Source organism: Streptomyces sp. NPDC007991, assembly GCF_042958445.1.
Taxonomy (GTDB): domain Bacteria; phylum Actinomycetota; class Actinomycetes; order Streptomycetales; family Streptomycetaceae; genus Streptomyces.
Window position 1 is genome coordinate 648,369 of record NZ_JBIBJD010000002.1, and the last position, 20,343, is coordinate 668,711.

At 72.0% G+C, this 20,343-nt stretch carries 17 protein-coding genes; 7 read left to right on the forward strand and 10 right to left on the reverse strand.

What is annotated here, in order from left to right; all coding sequences use genetic code 11:
* The first annotated feature begins 179 nt into the window (after positions 1 to 179).
* Positions 180 to 1,220, forward strand: a complete 1,041-nt coding sequence (locus ACFZDA_RS07020; protein ID WP_391076052.1) for a hypothetical protein — start codon at positions 180 to 182, stop codon at positions 1,218 to 1,220.
* A gap of 79 nt (positions 1,221 to 1,299) precedes the next feature.
* On the opposite strand, the gene ACFZDA_RS07025 is transcribed toward ACFZDA_RS07020, so the two are convergent.
* The 3 genes from ACFZDA_RS07025 to ACFZDA_RS07035 all read right to left on the reverse strand — a co-directional run bounded on the left by ACFZDA_RS07025 (position 1,300) and on the right by ACFZDA_RS07035 (position 4,995).
* Entirely contained in the window at positions 1,300 to 2,442 is a 1,143-nt protein-coding gene (locus tag ACFZDA_RS07025; protein WP_391076055.1) for a serine hydrolase, read from the reverse strand.
* Positions 2,443 to 2,534: 92 nt separating this feature from the next.
* Positions 2,535 to 4,289, reverse strand: coding sequence for a TIGR03767 family metallophosphoesterase (locus tag ACFZDA_RS07030; RefSeq protein WP_391076058.1), 1,755 nt, complete (start codon positions 4,287 to 4,289; stop codon positions 2,535 to 2,537).
* Positions 4,290 to 4,545: 256 nt separating this feature from the next.
* The gene (locus ACFZDA_RS07035; RefSeq protein ID WP_391076797.1) at positions 4,546 to 4,995 is read right to left on the reverse strand and encodes an NUDIX domain-containing protein; all 450 of its coding nucleotides are present in this window, start codon (positions 4,993 to 4,995) and stop codon (positions 4,546 to 4,548) included.
* 237 nt (positions 4,996 to 5,232) lie between these two features.
* Between ACFZDA_RS07035 and ACFZDA_RS07040 the strand changes: the two genes are divergently transcribed.
* Positions 5,233 to 8,529 carry a S8 family serine peptidase gene (locus ACFZDA_RS07040; protein ID WP_391076061.1) on the forward strand — a complete coding sequence of 1,099 codons (3,297 nt, stop codon included), beginning with the start codon at positions 5,233 to 5,235 and terminating at the stop codon, positions 8,527 to 8,529.
* Positions 8,530 to 8,591: 62 nt separating this feature from the next.
* On the opposite strand, the gene ACFZDA_RS07045 is transcribed toward ACFZDA_RS07040, so the two are convergent.
* Both ACFZDA_RS07045 and ACFZDA_RS07050 read right to left on the reverse strand, forming a co-directional pair.
* Positions 8,592 to 9,617 carry a hypothetical protein gene (locus ACFZDA_RS07045; RefSeq protein ID WP_391076064.1) on the reverse strand — a complete coding sequence of 342 codons (1,026 nt, stop codon included), beginning with the start codon at positions 9,615 to 9,617 and terminating at the stop codon, positions 8,592 to 8,594.
* A gap of 1 nt (position 9,618) precedes the next feature.
* Positions 9,619 to 10,155: an RNA polymerase sigma factor gene (locus ACFZDA_RS07050; protein WP_059420040.1), complete on the reverse strand. Its 537-nt coding sequence runs from the start codon at positions 10,153 to 10,155 to the stop codon at positions 9,619 to 9,621.
* Positions 10,156 to 10,516: 361 nt separating this feature from the next.
* Here ACFZDA_RS07050 and ACFZDA_RS07055 point away from each other — a divergent pair, with 361 nt between their 5' ends.
* The gene (locus ACFZDA_RS07055; protein ID WP_391076067.1) at positions 10,517 to 11,533 is read left to right on the forward strand and encodes an aspartate-semialdehyde dehydrogenase; all 1,017 of its coding nucleotides are present in this window, start codon (positions 10,517 to 10,519) and stop codon (positions 11,531 to 11,533) included.
* On the opposite strand, the gene ACFZDA_RS07060 is transcribed toward ACFZDA_RS07055, so the two are convergent.
* Positions 11,530 to 12,030, reverse strand: coding sequence for a DUF1203 domain-containing protein (locus tag ACFZDA_RS07060; protein ID WP_391076070.1), 501 nt, complete (start codon positions 12,028 to 12,030; stop codon positions 11,530 to 11,532). The two genes, ACFZDA_RS07055 and ACFZDA_RS07060, sit on opposite strands and share 4 nt — an antisense overlap.
* Before the next feature lie 107 nt (positions 12,031 to 12,137).
* On the opposite strand from ACFZDA_RS07060, the gene ACFZDA_RS07065 reads away from it, so the two are divergent.
* Positions 12,138 to 12,284, forward strand: a complete 147-nt coding sequence (locus ACFZDA_RS07065; RefSeq protein ID WP_391076073.1) for a hypothetical protein — start codon at positions 12,138 to 12,140, stop codon at positions 12,282 to 12,284.
* 55 nt (positions 12,285 to 12,339) lie between these two features.
* On the forward strand, positions 12,340 to 14,913 hold the full coding sequence (gene pepN / locus ACFZDA_RS07070) for an aminopeptidase N (protein ID WP_391076076.1): 2,574 nt from the start codon (positions 12,340 to 12,342) through the stop codon (positions 14,911 to 14,913).
* Between the two features lie 96 nt (positions 14,914 to 15,009).
* On the opposite strand, the gene ACFZDA_RS07075 is transcribed toward pepN, so the two are convergent.
* The gene (locus ACFZDA_RS07075; protein WP_391076080.1) at positions 15,010 to 15,981 is read right to left on the reverse strand and encodes an EamA family transporter; all 972 of its coding nucleotides are present in this window, start codon (positions 15,979 to 15,981) and stop codon (positions 15,010 to 15,012) included.
* A 105-nt stretch (positions 15,982 to 16,086) separates the two neighbouring features.
* Here ACFZDA_RS07075 and ACFZDA_RS07080 point away from each other — a divergent pair, with 105 nt between their 5' ends.
* Both ACFZDA_RS07080 and ACFZDA_RS07085 read left to right on the forward strand, forming a co-directional pair.
* Complete coding sequence (locus ACFZDA_RS07080; protein ID WP_391076084.1) at positions 16,087 to 16,605, forward strand: MarR family transcriptional regulator; 519 nt, start codon at positions 16,087 to 16,089, stop codon at positions 16,603 to 16,605.
* A gap of 159 nt (positions 16,606 to 16,764) precedes the next feature.
* Positions 16,765 to 17,322, forward strand: coding sequence for a DapH/DapD/GlmU-related protein (locus tag ACFZDA_RS07085; protein WP_391076801.1), 558 nt, complete (start codon positions 16,765 to 16,767; stop codon positions 17,320 to 17,322).
* Between the two features lie 110 nt (positions 17,323 to 17,432).
* Here ACFZDA_RS07085 and ACFZDA_RS07090 read toward each other — a convergent pair whose 3' ends face one another.
* The 3 genes from ACFZDA_RS07090 to ACFZDA_RS07100 form a co-directional block, all read right to left on the reverse strand.
* A complete protein-coding gene (locus ACFZDA_RS07090; protein ID WP_391076086.1) occupies positions 17,433 to 17,732 on the reverse strand; it encodes a hypothetical protein in 300 nt (99 codons plus the stop codon).
* A gap of 85 nt (positions 17,733 to 17,817) precedes the next feature.
* Complete coding sequence (malQ, locus tag ACFZDA_RS07095) at positions 17,818 to 19,890, reverse strand: 4-alpha-glucanotransferase (protein WP_391076089.1); 2,073 nt, start codon at positions 19,888 to 19,890, stop codon at positions 17,818 to 17,820.
* The gene (locus ACFZDA_RS07100; RefSeq protein WP_086560149.1) at positions 19,891 to 20,187 is read right to left on the reverse strand and encodes a hypothetical protein; all 297 of its coding nucleotides are present in this window, start codon (positions 20,185 to 20,187) and stop codon (positions 19,891 to 19,893) included.
* Positions 20,188 to 20,343 lie beyond the last annotated feature (156 nt).

Here is a 20,343-nt window from a genome sequence, read left to right on the forward strand (position 1 = left end):
GGGGTTCCGCCATCGTTACGAGATGAGTGCCCTCCGAGCCGTAACCCCTGGCCCGCACCCGAACGGACCAGGGGCTTTCGGCAACCGAACACCCGTCCTTTAGGGCTGGGTTGTTGGCATTTGTCGACGGGCCTGTAACAGCGGTTAAAGAGCGGTCCCGGCACGGGAAATTGCGGGGCATGACCCACAACGCCCCGCTCTCCCCGCGCCCCCTGCACGACCTGTCCGGCCGCGGCCGGCTGCGTGTGATGACGGTCGCGCAGCTCCGCTCGCACGGCGTGACGACGTCCGCGACGAACGAGCAGTGCCGCCCCGGCGGGCCCTGGCAGCAGTTCCTGCCGGGCGTCGTCCTGCTCCACCCGGGCCCGCCGACCAGCGAGGAGCGGCTGCACGCGGTGCTGATGTACGCGGCACGGGAGCGCGGCACGGGTGTCCCGGCCCAGCCCGGGGCGGACCGGCGGCACACCCCCGCCCACCCGGAGGCGATGATCACCGGCCTGGCCGCCCTCACGCTGCACGGCTTCTCCTCCACTCCCCCGCTGCCGTCCCTGGACGTGATCGACGTCCTGGTCCCGCGGCTGCGCCGGCTTCGCTCGACGGGCTGTGCGCGCATCGTCCGCGGCACCGCGCTGCCCGTCCCTGAGCAGGTCACGGGCCTGCCGGTGGCCCCGGTCGCCCGCGCGCTGGCCGACGCGGTGGCCGACCTCCGGGACGCCGGCACCGTGCGCCGGCTGATGACGGAGGCGGTGCGCGGCGCCCACTGCGAGCCGGCGGCGGTGGTGCGGGAGCTGAACCAGGCGCGGCTGCTGAGCCGTCCGCACGTTGTGGACGCGGTGGACTCCCTGCTGGCGGAGGGCCGGGCGCGTGCGGAGGACCGCCTGTACCGGATGGTCCACGAGTACGGCCTGCCCGACCCGGTCTGGAACGTGGACCTGCGCCTGCCCGGCGGCCCCTACCTCGGTGGCCTGGACGCGTACTGGCCCGACCAGGCCGTGGCGGTGGAGCTGGACACGCGGGCGCCCCGGCAGGACGACGACGCCCTGTGGTCCGAGTACGCACGCAAGCGCGAGCACCTGGAGCGCCTCGGCATCACGGTCGTCCACATCACGCCCAGGAAGCTCCGCGACTGTCCGGAACAGCAGGCGACGGTGGTCCGCACGGCCCTGATGGCCTCGGCCGACCGCGAACCGGCCGCGTATGTCCTGGTCCTGCCCCGCTAGTGAGGGACCGGGGGCAGGACCAGGAGACGAGAGGAGGGGCTGCCGGGGGTGCCGGCGGCCCCTCCTCGTGCGAGGGCTCCTACGTGCCGCAGAACTCCGCCTCGATGATCGCGTCGGTGCTGCCCGACCAGTCGCCGTTGAAGTTGACGGCCAGGGAGTGCCGGCCGTCCTCGGTCGTCACGGCGTCCGAGTTCGAGCCGAAGATCCCGCCGTCGTGGCCCCAGACGTGGACGCCGCAGCTGAGCTCGCGGTCGACGAGCCCCAGGCCGTAGCGGCTGGTGTCCCGGCTGGAGGGGACCGTGGTCTTCATCTCCTTGAGCTGCTCCGGCGGGAGCAGCCTGCCGCCGAGCAGGGCCGAGTAGAAGCGGTTCAGGTCGGCCGAGCTGGAGACCATCTGGCCCGAGCCGTAGGCCAGGCGCGCGTTCAGTTCGGTGACGTCGTACGTGGGTCCGGTGTCCGTCCTGGCCAGCTTGGAGTAGGCGCGGCCGCTGGGCCGGGGCAGGGTGACCCGGGTCGTGGGGACGGACGTGGAGGTCAGGTGCAGTGGGGCGATGATGCGCCGGTCGATCTCGTCGCCGTAGTCGTCGTTGCCCGTGGCCTTCTCGATCACCCGCGCGGCCAAGAGGTAGTTCGTGTTGGAGTACTCGAACGACGTACCCGGCGTGAAGTACGGCTCGTTGGCCAGGGCGTAGGCGAGCAGCTCCTCGGGTTCCGCCTCGTCGAACCGGTGCTTCATGAAGCCGTCCGCGGTCATGTAGGTCCGCTGGAAACCGGCGTCCCCGAGGTAGTCGAAGATGCCGCTGGTGTGGTTCAGGAGCTGGCGGAGGGTGATCTCGCGGCCGTCGTGTCCGTGGCCCCGGACCACGCCCGGCAGCCATTTCTCCACCGTGTCGTCCAGCGACAGCCGCCCTTCCGCCTCCAGTTGCAGGACGACGGTGGCGACGAACGTCTTCGTGATGCTGGCGACGCGGTAGTGGTCGCGCGTCGAACGCGGTGTGCCCTTGTGGAGGTTGCCGACTCCCGCCGTGGCCGCCCAGGTGCCGTGCCCCTGTTGCACTCCGGCGATCACGCCCGGGACGCCGTCGGCGACCGCGGCCCGTATCGCCTGCCGGGTCGCGTCGTGGTCGCCGGCGGGCGGGGCCGCGACCGCGGGGCCCGCCAGGGCCGCCGACAGTGCCACCACGGCCGCCGCCGTCAGGATCGTGCGTGTGCGTCTGTCCATGTCCCCTGTCCCCGTCACGTCGAGTGGTGTCAGGGGGCGGGACCCGGGCCGCCCGGGCCGGGGTTGACCGGCCCGGCGAGGTTGAGCGGGAATCAGCCCTTCTTCAGCACCAGTTCGGTGTTGCGGTCCTGCGGGTCGCCGCCGAGGGTCGTGCTCGCGCCGGGGGCGTTGAGGGACAGCTCGCGGTAGAGGGCCGCGAGGCCGGTCTGGGAGAGGTCGGAGAAGTCCGTGCGGTGCGGGGCCGAGGACTCCACCAGCGTGGTGAACAGGGAGATCGTGCCGTCCTTGTTGTCGGTCAGCTCGATGACCCGGGCGAGCTGGGGGTAGTCGACGTGGGAGGCCGTGGAGATCTCCCAGAAGGAGCCGCCGCCGGACGTCGCGTGCGGGGTGATGACGTTCTTGTGGATGTGGCCGTTCACCCAGGCGAGCACATTGCGGTGGCCGCCGAGCAGGGCGAGGACCTCCTCGCCGGTGTGCCGGCGCTCCTGGGGGCGGGCCGGGTCCGGGCGGGTGTTGGTCATCGTCTTGCTGGTGTGATGGCTGAAGATCACCGCGTGGGAGTCCTTGTTCTCCCGCAGGGTCCGCTCGAGCCACTTCAGCTGGGCCGTGCCGAGCGAGCCCTCGTAGTGGCCGCCCGCGTCGGTGGTGTCCAGGCTGATGCCGATGACGTCGTCGGAGATGCGGAAGGCGTAGTACTGGGTGCCCGCGTCGAGGTTGGCGGAGGAGTAGCCGTGGCCGGCCGGGCCGAGGCCGCGGTAGGCCGGGTCCAGGTGCGCCCGGAGGTACTCGGCGGGGGTGAAGGGGGCGCGGCTCTCGTCCGGGGTGACCGAACGCATGGCGCGGGCGTGGGACTTCAGGAAGTCCTCGTAACGGACACCCTCAGGGTCTCTTGCGTTCTTGATCAGGGTCTTCAGCCGCTGCGCCTCGGCCGCGGACACGTCCATCAGCTTCTTTCCGCCGACGGCGAGTTCGGTGAGGTAGGAGTCGCCGTGCGAGGCGTAGCAGCCCATCGGCAGGGAGTCGTGGTTGCCGACCGTGGAGTACCAGGGCAGGTTGAGGCCGGGGCTGCGGACCTCGCGGATGGCGGCCTTGAGGAAGCCGTCGAGGTGCGGGAAGCCGGCCTGCTTGTCGCTGTCGCGGACCGCGGCGTCCGGCTGCCAGTACTGCGTGAGGCCGCTGTTCTGGACGCCCTCGTAGCGGCGCGGGTCACCGGAGTTGGGCGTGATGCGCCCGCCGCTCATGACCGTCAGGAACCACTCCAGCTCGGACCTGGCGTTGTTGTCGGTGTTGTCGCCCGTGGTCATGGCGAAGTGCAGCGGGGCGCCGGTGACGGGTGCACCGCGCAGCGCGTTGATCCGCTCCACGAGGGCGATCGCGCCCTGCACGGTCAGCGCCTCGTGCGGCCGCCAGGCGTGCACGTCGGCGGAGCGCAGGTACTCCAGGCGCAGCGGATGCTGGGCGTCGATGATGTGCAGGTCGGTGAGCTGCACGAACGCCGCGAGCGCGGTACGGCGCCCGGCGCGGCCGGACTTGGGCGCGGCCAGGTCGGAGCGCACCACGCGCTGCCAGCCGGGTCCGTCGCCCAGGCGCCGGTAGCCGGAGCCGCGCGGGGTGGCCACGGACGCCAGGGTCGTGCCCTTGGTGTAGGGGGCCAGCGGCGCGGCCGGGGCGCGGCGGGAGGAGGCGGCGACGGCCTCGGTGGTCTCCGTGGCGGTGGCGGCCTGGCTGTCGCTGGGCCGCAGGGCGTAGCCGACCCCTGCGGACAGGGCGACCGCTCCGGTGGCGGCGAGGACGGAACGACGGTGGATGCCCTGGCCGGAGCCGGCGACTGAGCGTGTGCGCGACATGCGCTTCTCTCCCCGAGTGCGAACGCGTCGGCAGTGGTCGCGGGATGCTCGGCACACGAACATCCCGCTCGTACTGGATCGTTGGCACCGGGAATGACCTGCGCGTAAACGGGGCGGCAACGCGCAACGCCGATCACCGTACGTGGATCTTGGACTACCCTGCGCGTCGTCGCCCGCTCCGGGAACGGCCGGGAGCCGGTCACGCGCTGTTCATCTTCCGGGGTACTGCACCTGAGATTCGCCGTTCGGACAGGCCCTATTCGGCATCCTCCAGGACGTCTGCGAGCCGTCCGGTGGGCGGCCGTTCCCGCCACAGGCGCAGGGCGATGTCGACCATCCCCACCCGGACCAGTCCGGGCACCGCGTCCAGGTCCTGCCAGGCCGCGAGGTCGGTGGAGCCGTTCACCTCGTTGCGCAGTTCGCCGCCGATGATCCGGCCCTCGTAGACGAAGCGGACGGCGTGATGGTCGACGGCGCGTCCGAGGCCTTCGCGCAGGACGCGGTGGCTGGAGTCCACACCGAGCAGTGCGGTGACCTCGATGAGGTACCCGGTCTCCTCCTCGACCTCCCGCCGCACGGTGTCGTAGGGGTCCTCGCCGTGCTCCATGCCGCCGCCCGGCACGACCCACTCGGGGGTGCCGTCGGGAGCCGGCGAGCGGGCGAGCAGGAGCTGTCCGTCACGGACGCATATGGCGTAGGCCGCCACCCTCAACTTCTGTCGCACTCCGGGACGTTAACCGATTTCGCCGCCTTCGGGACTGATACCCGCAAAACGCATCGCGGGTTTTCCCCATACATCCATTTCGTTTCGGTCAACCCTCCCCAAAGAACCTCCCCTTGCGTAAAGCTGTGCGATCGTCCGGGCCTGCGATCCGGACGGTCGCGACCAGGAACGATCGTTCCTGGTCGCTCCCGCTCGTTCCTTTACCTCCAAGGGATGCCGATGACCAACACCCCCCAGCGTGACCCGATATCGGCCCGCAGACGGGTGGCGCGCGTCGCCGCGGCCGCCGGTCTCGTCGCCGCGCTCTGTGCGGCCGGGCCGGTCCCCCTGGCCTTCGCCGCCGACGAGCCCGGCGCGTCCGCCCCGGCCGACACCGACGTCAAGTCGGCGCACGCCAAGCTCGGTTCGGACGACGCGGACCTGCTCGCCGAGGCCAAGGCCGACGGCGACAAGACCGTCACGATGATGATCGCCACCGCACCCGGGCAGACCGAGCAGGTCGCCGGGCAGCTGGACGCGGTCAAGGGCGGCTCGGTGGGCCGGGCCGACGACAAGCTGGGCTACGTCCGCGCCACCGTCCCGACGTCCCGGGCGGACTCGGCCATCGCCGCCGCCGCCAAGCTCTCCTCCGTGCACGGCATCGACCTGCGCGAGGAGATCCCGCTGGACGACCCGGCACCGGCCGCGGACACCGCCGAGGGCGCCAAGGCCGCCGCGGGGACCTACCCGGCGCCGGGGAAGAAGACCCCCGCGGAGAACCCGTACAACCCGTCCTTCGAGACGGGCGCGGTCGACTTCGTCGAGGACCACCCGAAGGCGGACGGCCGCGGCATCACCATCGGCATCCTGGACTCCGGCGTCGACCTGGGCCACCCGGCGCTGCAGAAGACCACCACCGGCGAGCGGAAGATCGTCGACTGGGTGACGGCGACGGACCCCGTCCTCGACAACGACAACACCTGGCGCCGGATGGACACCCCGGTCTCGGGCCCCACGTTCACGCACGACGGCAGGACCTGGAAGGCGCCTTCGGGCTCGTACCGGGTGAGCACCTTCAAGGAGTCGTACACCACCGGCGGTGACGCCGCGGGCGACGCCAACCGCGACGGCGACACCACGGACTCCTGGGGCGTGCTGTACGACCCGGCCGCCGGCACGGTCCGCGTCGACCTGAACAACAACTTCGACTTCGCCGACGACACCGCGATGAAGCCGTACAAGGACGGCTTCCAGATCGGGTACTTCGGCACCGACGACCCGAAGACCGACATCGCCGAGCGGCAGCCGTTCGTCGTCGAGATCCGCAAGGACGTCGTCTACAACGGCGCCGGCGCGAAGGCCGACTTCGTCAACATCGGCGTCATCGAGTCCGAGCACGGCACGCACGTCGCGGGCATCACCGCCGCGAACGGCCTGTTCGGCGGCAGGATGAACGGCGCCGCCCCGGGAGCCAAGCTGGTCTCCTCGCGTGCCTGCACCTGGTCCGGCGGCTGCACCAACGTCGCGCTCACCGAGGGCATGATCGACCTCGTCACCAAGCGCGGCGTCGACATCGTCAACATGTCCATCGGCGGCCTGCCCGCGCTGAACGACGGCAACAACGCGCGCGCCGAGCTGTACACGCGTCTCATCGACGAGTACGGCGTCCAGCTGGTGATCTCCGCGGGCAACTCCGGCCCCGGCGCCAACACCATCGGCGACCCGGGCCTGGCCGACAAGGTGATCTCGGTCGGCGCGTCCGTCTCCAAGGAGACCTGGGCCGCCAACTACGGCTCGGCCGTGGAGAAGAAGTACGCGCTGATGCCGTTCTCCTCGCGCGGCCCGCGTGAGGACGGCGGCTTCACCCCGACCCTGGTCGCCCCGGGTGCCGCGATCAACACCATCCAGACCTGGATGCCGGGCGCCCCGGTCGCCGAGGCGGGCTACTCCCTGCCGGCCGGCTACGCCATGCTCCAGGGCACCTCGATGGCCTCCCCGCAGGCCACCGGTGCCGCCGCGCTGCTGCTGTCGGCCGCGAAGCAGAAGCGCATCGACCTCACCCCGGCGACCCTGCGCACCGCCCTCACCTCGACCGCCGACCACATCAAGGGTGTGCAGGCGTACGAGGAGGGCGCGGGCCTGATGAACATCGAGGACGCCTGGGACGCGATCCGCGACGGCGCCACCTCGCACACCTACACGGTGAAGGCGCCGGTCGACACCGCGATGGACGACAAGCTCAAGACGCCCGGCTACGGCACGGGCCTGTACGACCGTGAGGGCGGCCTGAAGGCCGGCCAGAAGAAGACGTACGAGATCACCGTCACCCGTACGTCCGGCGCCGACAAGGCGGTCCGGCACGAGCTGCACCTCGAGAACAACGCGGGCGGCACGTTCCGGATCGTCGGCTCCGACGAGGTGAGGCTGCCGCTGAACAAGCCGGTCACCGTCAAGGTCCAGGCCGCGCCGAAGTCCGCGGGGCTCAAGAGCGCGATCCTGGAGGTCGACGACCCGAAGACCGAGGGCGTCGACAAGCAGGTCCTGAACACGGTCGTGGTCTCGGCGCCGCTGAAGTACACGTTCTCCGCGTCGGACTCGGTGCAGCGCAACAGCTCGCGGCACTACTACGTCACCGTGCCCGAGGGCGCCAAGACGCTGGAGGTCGCGCTGGGCGGGCTGAAGGACAAGAGCCAGACCCGGTTCATCGCCATCCACCCGTTCGGTGTCCCGGCCGACCCGACGTCGACGGTCAACTGCTACCCGAACTACACGAACCCGGCCGACACCTGCCGCCCGGACCTGCGCTCCTACGCCGACCCGCAGCCGGGCGTGTGGGAGATCGAGGTCGAGTCGCGCCGGACGTCGCCGCTGCTTGACAACCCCTACAAGCTGGATGTCGCCGTGCTCGGCGTCGCCTTCGAGCCGGAGATCGTGACCGTGCCCGAGGCGAAGGTCGGCACCCCGGCCGCCGCCTCCTGGAAGGTGACGAACGGCTTCGCCGCGATCGACGGCAAGCTGGTGGGCGGTTCGCTCGGCTCGTCCAAGACGGCCCGGCCGTCGATCAAGCAGGGCGAGACGCAGAGCACCACGGTCGAGGTGCCCGCGGGCGCGAAGTCCCTGGACGTCGCGATCGGCCGCGTCTCGGACGCCGCCGCGGACCTGGACCTCGCGGTCTACGACGCCGCCGGCAAGCAGGTCGGCAGCTCCGCGGACGGCGACTCGGAGGAGTCGGTCTCCGTGCCCTCCCCCGCCGCCGGTAAGTACACCGTCCAGGTCGTCGGCTACTCGGTGCCGGCCGGCACGACCGAGTACGACTACCAGGACGTGTTCTTCGCTCCCTCCCTCGGCAGCATCACCGTCGACGGGTCGGCGCCGGTGAAGCTCGGCACGGGCGACTCGGCGACGGTCTCGGGCAGCGTCACCGCCGCGGCCGCCGCGCCCGAGGGGCGTGAGTTCTTCGGCGAGGTCCAGCTGGTCAACGCGCGCGGGACGGCCGCGGGCGTGGGCAGGGTGAAGATCGAGAAGGTCGTGCCGTAGCGGTTGGACGGCATCGGGGGGGCGGGCGTCCGGCTGGGCGCCCGCCCTCTTGCCGTCTCTCCTCACTCGCAGGGAAGGGTGGCCGACTCGGGCAGGGCTGCGGTGATCCATGCGCGTGCGCGCGCTATCTCCTTCTCGCCGACGCTCCACAGGTCCGGCTGGGCCTGCCCGCGCGTGATCCCGACGAGGACGTGGTCGCCCGGCCGCAGCAGGGGGTCGACGTCCTCGTCCAGGGGGAAGACGATCCGGTCCCGCGCCTTGGCGGGCTTGTAGGAGCGGTCCACGTCGAGGGTGACACGGTCCTGGCCGGTGCCGGGGACCGGTTCGACCTCGGCGACGGTGCCCTCCACCACGAGCCGGGCGCAGGCGAGATAACCGGCGTGACCGGCCCCGGCACCCTCCTGGCCCCGCGCCGGACCGGCCGCGGCATCGGCGGTCGAGCCGGAGTCCCCACCCGACCCGGACCCGGCCTGGACGACGAGCCACCCCATACCGACCACGCCGGTGGCGGCCACGGCGGCGACGAGCCCGCCCAGCACCACGCCGCGCGCCCGGGACCGACCGCGCCGCCCGGACCGGCCCCCGTGTGCCCCGGGCCCCAGGGACAGCACCCTCACGGACGCGGGCTGCTTCCCTGCCGCCCGGTCCCACGCCCCGGCCTCCGTCTCGGACGCGCTCCCCGCCGGGTCGGCGGGCCCTCCCAGGGCATCAGCGGACACTCCCCGCAGCCCGTCCGCCGGGGCTCCCGCTTCCGGCGACAGACCGGCAGCAGCCCCCGACCCGCCCGCATGCACAGACGCCCCTGCGGCGGGGCTCCGCCCCGCCGGATCCCCTGGCTCCGGCGACAAGCCGGCCGTCGTTGCCGGCCCGGTCGCGTCCGCCCGTGTGTCGCGCGCCAGCGTGTCTCCCATCAGCAGCAACTGTTCCCGCAGCAGTGCCACGTCCGCAGCAGCCGCGCGGTGGGCCGTCATGAAACTCGGGTCCCGCAGGGCCCCCTCCGGCAGCGGGTCGCCGACGAGTGCCGCCATCAGCGCGTCCATGCCGTCGTAGTCGGCGTCGCGCCGGTCGTCGTCGTTCCGGGCGGTCACGTCACACCACCTCGTCCTCGTGCAGGCGGGCGCGCAGGGCCCGTACCGCCGTGTGCAGCCGGCTCTTGACCGTGCCCTCCGGGACGCCGAGCTGCTCGGCGATGGACCGGACCGGCAGGTCGGCGTAGAAACGCAGCACGACGACCTGCCGCTGGGCGTCGGGCAGCTCGTCCAGGCCCTGGGCGACAGCGACGGACAGCACGCTGGTGTCCTCCCCGGAGGGGTGCTCCAGTTGCCGCAGGGCGGCCAGCCGCTCCCCGAGGCGCTCCTGGCGGCGCTTGGCCCGGTGCCAGTCCATGGCGAGGTTGGAGGCGACGACCGCCGCCCACGCCGAGACGTCCCGCGGCGCCTCCCTGCCGCTCGCGGCCCGCTCCAGCAACCGCAGGCGGACCTGCTGCACCCCGTCCGGCAGGTCCGCCTGCGGTACCCCGCCCAGCGCGAGCACCGCCCGCACCCGGCGCTCCTGTGCCGCGTCCAGCGGATCGTCACCGGTACCGGCGTGCGCCTCCCGGCCCCGCCGTGCCCTTCCGCGCAGCAGCACAAGCCACCCCCCTAGCCGTGTTTCTCCTATGACGCCGGCACGGCCCCGAACGTTCGGTCTTTTTTCCGGCAGGACGACGGCAGGTCGACGGCACGGCGACAGAGGCGTACGTCACACTCCCGTGTGGCCGAGACCAACAGGGGCAGGCGACCTTGCGGCGTGTGACCCCCGGCGAATGAATTCCTCCAGCTCAGCGGGGGTGGGCGCCGGACGTCCGCAACCATGGAACGGGACACGTCGTCCCACTCCGCGGGCAGACCGGGGAAAGAAGTGGACAGGCGGGCCTTGGTCGGCCGCATGATGGAAAAGCCTCGGCCAAGCAACGAGCACGTGAAGAGACGCAGGAGAGGGAGTCACCGTGAGGGTCGGAATCGTCGGAGCCACCGGACAGGTGGGCACGGTCATGCGCAGGATCCTCACGGAACGGAACTTCCCGGTCACGGAACTGCGCCTGTTCGCCTCGGCCCGCTCGGCGGGCACGGAGCTGGACGGCGTGACGGTGGAGGACGCGGCGACCGCCGACTACACCGGCCTGGACATCGTGCTGTTCTCCGCGGGCGGTGCCACGTCCAAGGCGCTGGCCGAAAAGGTCGCCTCCCAGGGCGCCGTCGTGATCGACAACTCCTCCGCGTGGCGCAAGCACCCGGAGGTGCCGCTGGTCGTCTCCGAGGTGAACCCGCACGCGATCGCGAACCGCCCCAAGGGCATCATCGCCAACCCGAACTGCACGACGATGGCCGCGATGCCGGTCCTGCGCCCGCTGCACGCGGAGGCCGGCCTGGAAGCCCTGGTCGTCGCCACGTACCAGGCGGTCTCCGGCTCCGGCCTCGCCGGCGTCGCCGAGCTGCACGGCCAGACGCAGAAGGTCGTCGCCGAAGCGGACAAGCTCACGCACGACGGCGAAGCGGTCGACTTCCCCGAGCCGGGCGTCTACAAGCGCCCCATCGCCTTCAACGTACTGCCGCTCGCGGGCAACATCGTCGACGACGGTCTGAACGAGACCGACGAGGAGCAGAAGCTCCGCAACGAGTCCCGCAAGATCCTGGAGATCCCCGGACTGAAGGTCTCCGGCACCTGTGTGCGCGTCCCGGTCTTCTCCGGCCACTCGCTGCAGATCAACGCCCGCTTCGCCCGCCCGATCTCCCCGGAGCGCGCGACGGAACTGCTGAAGGACGCCCCGGGCGTCGAGCTCTCCGACATCCCCACCCCGCTCCAGGCCGCCGGCAAGGACCCGTCCTACGTCGGCCGCATCCGCCGCGACGAGACGGTGGACAACGGCCTGGCCCTGTTCGTCTCCAACGACAACCTCCGCAAGGGCGCGGCCCTCAACGCGGTCCAGATCGCGGAACTGGTGGCGGCCGAGCTCAAGGGCTAGTCCCCGCGCACCTCATACCCCCTGCGCACCTCGTAGAGGAAACACCCGTACTCGACGGCCCGGACGTGGACGAGCGCCACGGCCGGGTCGTCGAACGCTTGCCTGAGGGCCTCATCGAAGGCGTCCGGCTCCTCGACCAGCCGCCCGCCCAGGATGTGTCCCTCGGCGGAGTAGCGGCGGACCGTGCGGTGGGCGTTGGTGAAGGGCAAGGCCACGCCGGCGTCCGGCCCCGGGCAGTCGTCGGCGTGGATGAAGACCGGGCCCACTTCGTCGTACGCGCCCGGGTCGACGCCCTGGTCCGCCGCCCAGCGGCGCAACGGGGCGTACGAGACGAGGGCGATGCGCTCGCCGGGCTCGCTGCGGCCCAGGCAGCAGCGCAGGGGGGCGCCGCCCTCGGTGTCGGTGAAGGGGGCCGTGGCGCGGCCCGCGTCGTCCGTCGAGCGGAGTTCCTTCAGGACGCGCGGGGCGATGGGCCGTGCGGTGTACGTCGTCGTCATGCTCCTGAGGCTGGCGCGCCCGGGGCCTTTGTACCGGCGGGATCCGGACGTCGTGTTGCTCCTTCTGCTCCGGGCCGCCCACGGCCGCGTACCACCGGCGCGAGGACGTGGTGTTCGTGCCGGTGGAGGGGGTGCCCGAGTCGGCCCTCGGCCTGGTGTGGCACCGGGACGGTGAGACGGCGGCGGTGCGCGAGTTCGCCCGGGCTCTCGCCGGGCGAGGGGTATCCCTAGGAGACCCCCAGGTCGTCGCCTGAGGCGAGGCTGCCGTGGAAAGATGGCGCAACCCACCCATACCGAGGAGATGACCGCGTGCCTGGCACAAACCTGACCCGCGAAGAGGCGCAGCAGCGGGCGAAGCTGCTCGCCGTTGACTCGTACGAGATCGAACTCGACCTCTCCGGCGCGCAGGAGGGCGGCACCTACCGGTCCGTGACCACGGTGCGCTTCGACGTCACGGAGAACGGGGCGGAGTCGTTCATCGACCTGGTGGCCCCGGCCGTGCACGAGGTGACCCTCAACGGGGACTCCCTCGACCCCGCCGAGGTCTTCGAGGACTCCCGGATCGCCCTGCGGGGCCTGCTGGAGGGCCGCAACATCCTCCGGGTGGTCGCCGACTGCGCGTACACCAACACCGGTGAGGGCCTGCACCGTTTCGTCGACCCGGTCGACGACCAGGCCTATCTCTACACCCAGTTCGAGGTGCCGGACGCCCGCCGGGTGTTCGCGAGCTTCGAGCAGCCGGACCTCAAGGCGACCTTCCAGTTCACCGTGAGGGCGCCGGAGGGCTGGACCGTCGTCTCCAACTCGCCCACGCCCGAACCGCAGGACAGCGTCTGGGTCTTCGAGCCGACGCCGCGCATCTCGACGTACATCACGGCGCTCATCGTCGGCCCGTACCACTCGGTGCACAGCGTGTACGAGAAGGACGGCCAGTCCGTGCCGCTCGGCATCTACTGCCGCCCCTCGCTCGCCGAGTACCTCGACTCGGACGCCATCTTCGAGGTGACCCGGCAGGGCTTCGCCTGGTTCCAGGAGAAGTTCGACTACACGTACCCGTTCAAGAAGTACGACCAGCTGTTCGTGCCGGAGTTCAACGCGGGCGCGATGGAGAACGCGGGCGCGGTGACCATCCGCGACCAGTACGTGTTCCGGTCGAAGGTGACGGACGCGGCGTACGAGGTGCGCGCGGAGACCATCCTGCACGAACTGGCCCACATGTGGTTCGGCGACCTCGTGACCATGGAGTGGTGGAACGACCTGTGGCTGAACGAGTCGTTCGCCACGTACACCTCCATCGCCTGCCAGGCCGCCGCGCCCGGCTCGCGCTGGCCGCACTCGTGGACGACGTTCGCCAACTCCATGAAGACCTGGGCGTACCGGCAGGACCAGCTGCCCTCCACGCACCCGATCATGGCGGACATCAGCGACCTGGACGACGTCCTGGTCAACTTCGACGGCATCACGTACGCCAAGGGCGCCTCCGTGCTCAAGCAGCTCGTGGCGTACGTCGGCGAGGACGAGTTCTTCACGGGCGTACAGGCGTACTTCAAGGCGCACGCGTACGGCAACACGCGCCTGTCCGACCTGCTGGGCGCCCTGGAGACGACCTCCGGGCGTGATCTGAAGTCCTGGTCGAAGGCGTGGCTGGAGACCGCCGGCATCAACGTCCTGCGTCCCGAGATCGAGACGGACGCGGACGGCGTCGTCACCTCCTTCGCGATCCGCCAGGAGGCCCCGGCCCTGCCCGCCGGCGCCAAGGGCGAGCCGACGCTGCGCCCGCACCGGATCGCGGTCGGCCTGTACGAACTGGACGACGCCAGCGGCAAGCTGGTCCGCGAGGAGCGCATCGAGCTGGACGTGGACGGCGAGCTGACGGCCGTACCGCAGCTGGCCGGCAAGCGCCGCCCGGCCGTGATCCTGCTCAACGACGACGACCTGTCCTATGCGAAGGTCCGCCTGGACGAGCAGTCCCTGGCCTTCGTGACGGAGCACCTCGGCGACTTCGAGTCGTCCCTGCCGCGCGCCCTGTGCTGGGCGTCGGCCTGGGACATGACCCGCGACGCCGAGCTGGCGGCCCGCGACTACCTGTCGCTGGTGCTGTCCGGCATCGGCAAGGAGTCCGACATCGGCGTCGTGCAGTCGCTGCACCGCCAGGTGAAGCTGGCGGTCGACCTGTACGCCGACCCGGCCGCCCGCGAGGCGCTGCTGGCCCGCTGGACCGACGCGACGCTGGCCCATCTGCGGGCGGCGGCGCCGGGCAGCGACCACCAGCTGGCGTGGGCGCGCGCGTTCGCGGCGACGGCCCGCACGCCCGAGCAGCTGGACCTGCTGGACGCGCTGCTGGACGGTTCGCAGACGATCGAGGGCCTGGTCGTCGACACGGAGCTGCGCTGGTCGTTCGTCCAGCGGCTCGCGGCGGTGGGCCGGTTCGACGAGACGGAGATCGCGGGCGAGTACGACCGTGACCGTACGGCCGCCGGTGAGCGCCACGCCGCCACGGCCCGCGCGGCACGGCCGACCCCGGAGGCCAAGGCGGAGGCGTGGGCGTCGGTCGTCGACTCCGACAAGCTGCCGAACGCCGTGCAGGAGGCGGTCATCGCCGGCTTCGTCCAGACCGACCAGCGCGAGCTGCTCGCCCCGTACGCGGACCGCTACTTCGAGGTGGTCAAGGACATCTGGGAGTCCCGCTCCCACGAGATGGCCCAGCAGATCGCGGTCGGCCTCTACCCGACGGTCCAGGTCTCCCGGGAGACTCTGGACAAGACGGACGCCTGGCTGGCCTCCGCCGAGCCGAACGCGGCCCTGCGGCGGCTGGTGTCGGAGTCCCGGGCGGGCGTGGAGCGCGCGCTGCGGGCGCAGCGGGCGGACGCGGCGGCGGAGTAGCCGTTCCTGTCGCTACGGCTGTGGGGGCGCTCGGCGTTGTGCCGGGCGCCCCTTTGCGCGGAGTCCGCTGAGGGTTCACCGGCGAGATCCAGGCCGTCATCGCCGTGGACCGGCCCCCGCGCTGACGTACGCCTCGGGCCCGGGGCCGCTCCGGGAAGCGGAGGGCCGTACCCGCCGGCTCACGGCGAGGGTGCGCGGGGCCGCCGCCGTCCGCCGCGGCCCGGCCTGCCCCGCCACCGTCGCCCCGAACGCCAGTGCCATGCCCGCCAGTTGCAGCGGCGTCAGCGCCTGGCCGAGTGCCGCCCAGCCGACGACGGCCGCGGTCAGCGGGGAGAGCGGGCCGAGGAAGGTCGCCTGGGTGGCGGTGAGACGGCCGATGCCGCGGAACCACAGCCAGTACGCGATCGCCGTGTTCGCGACGGCGAGGTAGAGGTAGCCGCCGACCGCCCGGCCGTCCAGCGCCGGCGGCGCGCCCTCGACGAGGAACGCGAGGGGCGCGATGAGCAGGCCGCCCGCGGTCAGCTGCCAGCCGGTGAGGGCCAGCGGGCCGACACCCTCGGGCCGGCCCCACCGCTGGGTGAGCACCGTACCGGCCGACATCGACACGGTCGCGGCGAGGGCCGCCAGCACGCCGAGCGCGTCCAGAGCCCCGGCCGCCCGCAGGACGACGAGGCTGACGCCGAACGCCGCCACGGCCCCGGTCAGCAGCGTGCGCCGGGCCGGCCGCTGCCCGAGCAGCAGCGCCGCGAGCCCGGCCACGAACAGCGGCCCGGCCGAGCCGACGACCGCCGCCATACCGCCGGGCAGCCGGTACGCGGCGAGGAACAGCAGCGGGAAGAAGGCACCGATGTTCAGCGCGCCGAGCACCGCCGCCTTCCACCACCAGGCACCGCGCGGCAGTACCCGGGCGAGGGCGAGCAGCAGCAGACCGGCCGGCAGGGCGCGCACGAGGCCGGTGAACAGGGGGCGGTCGGCGGGGAGGAACTCGGTGGTGACGGCGTAGGTCGTCCCCCAGGAGACGGGGGCCAGGGCGGTGAGGGTGATGACAGCCGGTCGGGAGATGGCCATGGGAGGCGCCCTTCAAGTAGGTCGGTAGAAAGTAGCTTAGCGCTAAGCAACTTTCCGTCAAGCCACTTTCTTGCGGGTGACCGAGAGGCGGCGGATACTCGTGCCATGAACGCACGCCCCGAGCAGCGCAAGGACCCCGTGGACGCGATCATCGACCAGTGGGCGACGGTGCGGCCCGATCTCGACACCCGGGCGATGGAGGTCTTCGGCCGGATCCACCGGCTCTCGCGCGCGATGAGCGACCGGTCGGAGAAGGCGTACGCGCGGTTCGGGATCGGCCGCGGGGAGTTCGACGTCCTGGCGACCCTGCGCCGCTCCGGGGAGCCCTACACGCTCTCGCCCCGCCAGCTCTCCGCGACGCTCATGCTCACGACCGGGGGCATGACGGGGCGCCTGGACAAGCTGGAGCGGTCCGGTCTGCTGCGCCGCTCCCCCGATCCGCACGACCGGCGCGGCCTGCACGTCACCCTCACCGACAAGGGCCTGGAGCTGATCGACCAGGCGGTCGGCGCCGGACTCGCCGCCCAGACGGAGGCACTGTCCGGCCTCGACACCGAGCAGGCCGGACAACTGGCGGAGCTGCTCAGGGAGTTGCTCCGGACGACGGAGGGCGGCCGGGACTAGGCGTGCTGTCCGGGGACATTGGTCCGCAGCGCTTCAGCGTCCAGGCCCCCCACCCTCTTTCTACAACCATTGGTTGTGTCTGGTGTGGCGCAGGGTTGTTTGATCAAGTGTTCTGCGCGGTGGTGGGATCAGCGCATGTCTACCCGCACAGAGCAGGTCATGTATGTCCAGACGCCTGAGTTCGCGCGTCACGCGGAGCGGATCATGGAGGTGACCGATGCGACGTCTCGACTGAACGTGCTTCCGTTCAGCGACAGTGAAGGTCGCGCGGAACTCCTTTCCGTTGTGTTCGGTGGTCCGCTGCCGGAGTCGGTGGTGATCTACCCGCCGTTCTTCACCGAGTATGGGCTCAACACGACGTTCGGGGAGAACGTCTTCGTCAACCAGGGATGCACCTTCATGGACAAGGGAGGCATCCGTATCGGGAACGGCGTCATGATCGCCCCGAAGGTCAGCCTCATCACCGGAGGCCATCCACTCCGCGTGGCCGAGCGCCGCGAGTACCTCTCCTTCGCCCCGATCGTCATCGAGGACGACGTCTGGATCGGGACGGCTGCCGTGATCACGCAGGGGGTGACCATCGGCGCCGGTGCGGTGGTCGCTGCCGGTGCGGTGGTCACTCGTGATGTCCCTGGCAGCACAGTGGTCGCGGGCGTGCCCGCCCGGGTGATCAAGACGATCGACTGTGGAGAACGAGGTGCTCACGGCCCCTGCTGAGAAAAGCCGAGGGCGCCGCCCCGGTCGTCGTACGGCGGCATGCGCGGCGTACGTACGACGGGGACGGCGCCCTCGGAAAAGGTGCGCGGCGGACTCGAAGCGAGCCCTGGTCAGGCCTTCGCGTCGGCCTTGGTGTCGGCCTCGGCGCCGGCCTTGGTCGTGATGTTGGAGCTGGTCTGGTCCTTCCGCTTGTGCGACTTGTCCCCGACCATCACCAGAGCGGCGATGACCAGGTACAGCACGATCGGGGCCACGACGAACAGGCCCAGCGTCTCGATGACGCTCAGGCCCGGACCGGGGTCGTCACCGTCGTCGCGGGTGAGCGCGGAGGCGGGCGACGACATGAGCAGCATCATCAGCGTCGTACCGGCTGCCAGGGCGCCGGCTCGCAGGGCGTTCTTCTTGTCCACGGTGCCAAAAGTATCCAACGCCGGTCGGAGCCGCGCGCCCGGGGTGCCCTAAGCGGGGCCGTAAGAGGTGCGGCAGCAGTCGCCCTCAGTCGCGCAGCACCTCGATGAGGGCGTGCAGCCGGGGGGAGGCCGCCAGGTGTTCCAGCGTGACGGGACGTCCCTGCGCGTCCGCGATCGGCAGGCGCCAGTTCGGGTACTGGTCCCACGTCCCCGGGAGGTTCTGCGGGCGGCGGTCGCCCACCGCGTCCGGGAGCCAGACGCCGACCATGCGGGCCGGGGTGCGCAGCAGGAAGCGGTGGACGGCCTGGATCTCGGCCTCCTCCGAGGAGGCGTCGGTGCCGCCGGTGCCGTCCAGCAGGCCGAGGTGGGTGAGCAGGGCCAGCCACTCGCCGGTGTCGGCGGCGGCCTCGGCGCGCTCCTCCTCCAGGGGGCGGGTCAGCAGGCCCAGGCTGTCGCGGAGTTCGACGTGCTCGCCGGTGAGGCGGGCGGCGGTGGAGGGCAGGTCGTGGGTGGTGGCGGTGGCCAGGCAGTCGGCGCGCCAGCGGTCGGGGGGCAGGGGGCGGCCGTCGCCGTCCCAGTCGCGTTCGAACCACAGCACGGACGTGCCGAGCACCCCGCGCTCGCGCAGCGCCTCACGCACGCCCGGTTCGACGGTGCCCAGGTCCTCGCCGATCACCAGCGCCCCGGCCCGGGAGGCCTCCAGGACGAGGACGGCGAGCATGGCCTCGGCGTCGTAGCGGACGTAGGTGCCCTCGGTCGGGGGGCGGTCCTGCGGCACCCACCACAGGCGGAACAGGCCCATGACGTGGTCGATGCGCAGGGCGCCGGCGTGGCGGAACAGGGCGCGCAGCAGCTCGCGGAAGGGGGCGTAGCCCGACTCGGCCAGGCGGTCGGGCCGCCAGGGCGGCAGACCCCAGTCCTGGCCGCGGGCGTTGAAGGCGTCCGGCGGGGCGCCCACCGACATGCCGGCGGCGAAGTACTCCTGCTGGGCCCAGGCGTCGGCGCCGCCGGGGTGGACGCCGACCGCGAGGTCGTGCACGATCCCGACCGGCATGCCGGCCTCCCGCCCGGCGCGCTGCGCGGCGGTCAGCTGGGTGTCGGTGAGCCAGGCGAGCCGGGACCAGAAGTCCACCCGGTCCATCAGGCCGTTGCGGGCCCGGGCGGTCTCGGCCGAGCGCGGGTCGCGCAGACCGGTCGGCCAGCGGTGCCAGTCCGGGCCGTGGACCTCGGTGAGCGCGCACCAGGTGGCGTGGTCCTCCAGGGCCTGGCCCTGCTCGGCGAGGAAGTCGCAGTAGGCGGCGCGCCTGCCGGGGCCGAGCGGCACCTGGCACAGCAGCTCCAGCGCCTCCCGCTTGAGCTCCCACACGGCGTCCCGGTCGATCAGGGCGCCCTTGTCCAGGACGGCTTCGCGGAGCCGGCCGGAGCGCTCCAGCAGCGTGCTCAGCCGCTCGCGGTCCTCGACGTACGCGTACTCGGGGACGTCCTCGATGCGCAGGTGCACCGGGTCGGGGAAGCGACGGGAGGACGGGCGGTACGGGGAGGGGTCGGTGGGGGCGCCCGGGACGGCCGCGTGCAGCGGGTTGACCTGGACGAATCCGGCGCCGAGCGACCGCCCGGCCCAGCCGGCCAGCTCGGCGAGGTCGCCCAGGTCGCCCATGCCCCAGGAGCGGCGGGACAGCAGGGAGTAGAGCTGGACGAGGAGTCCGTAGGAGCGTCCGGCCGGGGTGGGCAGACGGGGCGGGGCGATGACCAGGTGGGCGGTGGCCGTGCGGCCGTCGGGGACGGTGGCGGTCAGCCGGTGGATCCCGGGCGGGAGGTGCTCGGCCGAGGCGCGGGTCTCGCCCTGCTCGGTCTCGATGAGCAGCCGGCTTCCCTCGGGGAGCGCGGCCAGGGCGGCCGGGGGACCGGCGCCCCAGCCGACCACCGTGGGCGGCAGCAACCTGGCGCCCAGGTGCCGCTCCCGGGTGGCGAGCGCGGCGCGGATCGCGCCGGGCGTGCTCGCGTCCACGCCGAGAGCGGCCAGGGTGAGGGTGACCGCGGCGGCCGAGGCCGCGACCGTACGGTCCGGGGACGGGCTGTACGAGGTGGCGACGCCGTGCAGTGCGGCGAGGCGGGACAGGTCCTCGGAAGGCGGTTCGGCCGGCCGGGGTTCGGTCATCTACGACCTCGAGAAGTCCGGGACGAAGGTGAAGGCGGAGGGTTCGCTGGTGAGGGGGGCTGATTCGGCGAGCGGCGGCTCGCTGGTGAGGGGCTCGGCGTCGGGCAGCGGCGTCTCGCTGGTCAGCGGGGGCTCGGCGCAGGTGTTCTCGGAGCTGAAGACGCAGTAGTGGGGGTCTTCGTAACGGGGATCGTCATAGTGGGGGTCGAGGTCGGCGGACGTGTCCGCCACGGGTTTGGACGGGTCCGCCACGGGTTTGGACTGGGCCGGGAGCGGGAGGAAAGTCATCGCAGCCACGGGGGCCTCCTTGTCGGGTACGGCGTTCAACGGTTATCGCAGCCCTACCCAGTCGACGCGAAGGCAGACACCCCGGGCCGGACATCGTGCTTCTGCTCACATTCCCCCACCCTCTGCTCCTTCCACATTCCGGCAATCCAGTGATAACGGCCACTC